A 3,207-nucleotide genomic window follows, 5' to 3' on the forward strand; every position below is an offset into this window, starting at 1 on the left:
TCGGAACCCCCTAAGCCGAGTTTTCAAGGTGCTGCGCCGTCCACTTGGTTTTCGAGACTGGCCTTTTAATTCTAACGTAAAGCCAACCTAGAACGGCGGGGTTTCAGACCCAAAATTTCCGATGATTACTGTTTACTGATCACTGTTCACTGATAACTGAAGGGTCTCCTGTCTTCAGGTTAAGCTCCCAAAAAAAGGCTATTCTTTACCTTATATAGCCTGGCGAAAATTTGATGACTTCCTTGTTGGTTCACACTTACCCTTCTCTTGTCAAGGGTATTTTAATTAAACGTTACAAACGCTTTTTTGCCGATATACAACTGGACAACGGAGAATTAATTACGGCCCATTGCGCTAATACCGGACCGATGACGGATGTATGCGTAGAAGGTCAACCGGTTTATCTTTCTCGCAGTGATAACCCGAAGCGAAAATTAGCTTATACCTGGGAGATGATTCAACTGGGGGAGACTTGGGTGGGAGTTAATACCAATCTTCCTAATCAGGTGGTGAAAAATGCCCTGTTGCAAGGAGTTTTTCCCGATTTGGTCAAAAATGACACCGAAGTGCGATCGGAAGTGGCCTACGGTCAAAATAACGGCAGTAGAATTGATTTTCTGTTGACCCATGGGGATAATTCCCTCACCTATATCGAGGTCAAAAATACCACTTGGAATCAGGGAGAAACGGCACTTTTTCCCGATACTGTCACCACGCGAGGACAGAAGCATTTACAGGAATTAATGGCTTTATTGCCGGCAGCGGAAGCGATTATGCTCTACTTTATTAATCGGGGTGATTGTGACCGATTTGCTCCGGGGGATAGTAAGGATACTAAATACGGGCAGTTATTGCGTCAAGCAGTGGCTAAAGGAGTCAAGGTTTTACCCTGTCGCTTGCAAGTGACCCCCACGGGAATTTATTATTTAGGTTTAGCAGAATTGCAACTGTGAAACCAGTGGTTTAGAGGGGCCAGCTTTTGACAAAATCCCCTAGACCGCAACTGACCTTGAAAAGCTTAGAGACACAGTTACCTGTGCCTCTAATGGGGATTTTGTCGATACATATTTGGGGTAATTTGTCAAGGTTTTTGGTAACTAATTCCGTGGCGCATTTTCTCTAATTTCTGTTGCACCTGAGCATCGAGAGAATGGAATAAAAAACGCCCTTTGGGACTTTGAGAAGAACTCTGGGATTGTCTCAGACGACGACCGGTTAAATCCACCTCGATTTCGAGACGTTGAGCGGAAATCCACTGGGCCCCATAACCCATAACGGTCATTTTTTGGGCATTATCAGAGGTGGCGACGATAATCCGTCCGATAGCTGGGGCGCGATCGTGCCAAAAATCGGCACAGGTTTTCTCGATATAGGTGTCGGCGGTTTGAGCGTGAGCGGTAAAATAAACCGATAAATGGTTAGTGTAGCGTTCCTGGCTGCCGGGGGTATCTTGAAGGTAGGAATCGAAGACGATTTGGGTTTGATAACCCTGATGGTGGGTGTAACCGATTAGGGTTTCAATTAACTTGTCTCGCGCCGGTTCGAGACCGTGGCGATCGCTAATTTTTTTCAGGGACGGCCAAGCACCGATGACGTTGTAGCCGTCAACCAGCAGAAGGGAACGATCAGAGGAATTAACCATGGCTTTGAGAGTAATTGGTGTAGCATTAAGGGCAGTTCTAAAAAACAGCATCTTAATGATATTAACAAAAAATTTAAGATTCGACTGCCGCACTTGCCAATAATCTCGCTTTTAATTCTAGGGCATTTCCCTGATCCGTTACCTTACCACCCTCTAACAAAAATGCTCCATCGCTGTAATCCAATTCATCAAGGCGATGCGTCACCCAAAGGGCTGTAATTCCCCGGTTTTTGACCAATTTCTGCACTTGAGAGACTAATTCTAACTGAGTATCCCCATCCAAAAGGGCGGTGGGTTCATCAAAGAGCAAAACCTCGCAATGACGAGCTAAAGCCCCCGCAATGGCGATTCTTTGCTTTTGTCCGCCACTGAGAGCATAGATCGGTCGTTTTTCCATTTCTAATAAATTCACCGCCCCTAGGGATTCCCGCACTCGCGCCCGAATTGCCGGCGTGGATAAACCCTCGGATACCAACCCAAAAGCCACATCTGCCCCCACTGTTGGCATAACTAACTGATGGTCGGGATTTTGAAAAACAAAACCGAGGGGGTTAGGTATCTCTATTTCCCCGCGACTAGGTTTTAATAATCCCGCTAAGAGCCGCAGCAGGGTTGATTTACCGCTGCCATTTGTCCCCAACAACATCCAAAATTCTCCTCTGGGAACTTGCAAAGAGCAGCCATTTAATACTGATTTCCCATTCGGCCAGCTAAAGCAGAGGTCTGTTACTTTTATAGTCATGAATTATCAGCCTTTTCAGTGATCAGTTATCAGTTAAGCTAAGACTTATTTAAGGCTTGCTGAATCAATGTGAAATGTAGGCAAGATAGGGGTTTTGTGGCTTTTCTTGCTCCCACAGGTGCAAGATTTTGAGAGAATCGTGCTTCCAAACCTTGCGTCTTCATCGGCCCGAGTCCTGTAGGGGCGAAGCATTCGGGCAATAACCTATCGATGAAACCGTAGATTTTCTATCCGAATGCTTCGCCCGTACTTTTTGCCGCAAACCCTATTTAAACCGCTTATTCTTAATGATCAGCCGAATCTCCTCCAATCCCTTTACTGTTGCCTCTTGCAAGAGTGCCTCTTGCCTCGTCTCAACAAGCAATTTAAATTATGAACAGCTTATCAGTTATCAGATTTGAGTTTTGAGTAGAAAGTGTTATGTAGGTGGTTGCCGTTTTCTTTTCACTGATTACTGATTACTGCTCACTGATAACTGATTAAAGAACTATTCTGTGGCTAAAGCGACAAACCCCGGTGCTCTACCAGTGGAGGCAGCCCCGGATTTTTGTGAAACAATCACCGCACTGATCTGATCGCTCAAAACCGCCACCTTTTTATCGGTTTGTTTTTCGCAGGTTAATTCTAATAATTCTGGATTCGGCGATCGCATGGCGTTAAGAATTGTTTGATACAAAGCGTCTGCTCCTGCTTCTTCCTTGCGCTGCACGGAAATGGGGATGGGGGAGAGTTTCAGGGTAATATCGATCGAATACATAGTTTAGCGTTCCCTTCCAAAAAACAAGTCAAAAACCATTGTATAGCAGGGGTTGGGTGTTGGGGG

General features: G+C 45.4%; 4 protein-coding genes. 1 reads left to right on the forward strand and 3 read right to left on the reverse strand.

Features of this window, described 5'->3' with window-relative positions; genetic code table 11:
* The first annotated feature begins 233 nt into the window (after positions 1-233).
* Complete coding sequence (sfsA, locus tag IQ242_RS20555) at positions 234-953, forward strand: DNA/RNA nuclease SfsA (protein WP_193961229.1); 720 nt, start codon at positions 234-236, stop codon at positions 951-953.
* Between the two features lie 128 nt (positions 954-1,081).
* Here the strand turns inward: sfsA and IQ242_RS20560 are convergent, their stop codons facing one another.
* The 3 genes from IQ242_RS20560 to IQ242_RS20570 all read right to left on the reverse strand — a co-directional run bounded on the left by IQ242_RS20560 (position 1,082) and on the right by IQ242_RS20570 (position 3,141).
* Entirely contained in the window at positions 1,082-1,693 is a 612-nt protein-coding gene (locus IQ242_RS20560) for an NYN domain-containing protein (RefSeq protein ID WP_002756828.1), read from the reverse strand.
* 22 nt (positions 1,694-1,715) lie between these two features.
* Positions 1,716-2,384: an energy-coupling factor ABC transporter ATP-binding protein gene (locus tag IQ242_RS20565; protein WP_193961230.1), complete on the reverse strand. Its 669-nt coding sequence runs from the start codon at positions 2,382-2,384 to the stop codon at positions 1,716-1,718.
* 487 nt (positions 2,385-2,871) lie between these two features.
* Positions 2,872-3,141, reverse strand: coding sequence for a hypothetical protein (locus IQ242_RS20570; protein WP_193961231.1), 270 nt, complete (start codon positions 3,139-3,141; stop codon positions 2,872-2,874).
* Positions 3,142-3,207: the final 66 nt, after the last annotated feature.

Source organism: Microcystis sp. LEGE 08355 (assembly GCF_015207185.1).
GTDB lineage: Bacteria > Cyanobacteriota > Cyanobacteriia > Cyanobacteriales > Microcystaceae > Microcystis > Microcystis panniformis.

Excerpts from the sequence above, each read along its gene's own strand:
- IQ242_RS20560 (WP_002756828.1), bottom strand. The coding sequence starts at position 1,693 with ATGCTGTTTTTTAGAACTGCCCTTAATGCTACACCAATTACTCTCAAA.
- sfsA (WP_193961229.1), top strand. The coding sequence starts at position 234 with ATGACTTCCTTGTTGGTTCACACTTACCCTTCTCTTGTCAAGGGTATT.
- IQ242_RS20570 (WP_193961231.1), bottom strand. The coding sequence starts at position 3,141 with ATGTATTCGATCGATATTACCCTGAAACTCTCCCCCATCCCCATTTCC.
- IQ242_RS20565 (WP_193961230.1), bottom strand. The coding sequence starts at position 2,384 with ATGACTATAAAAGTAACAGACCTCTGCTTTAGCTGGCCGAATGGGAAA.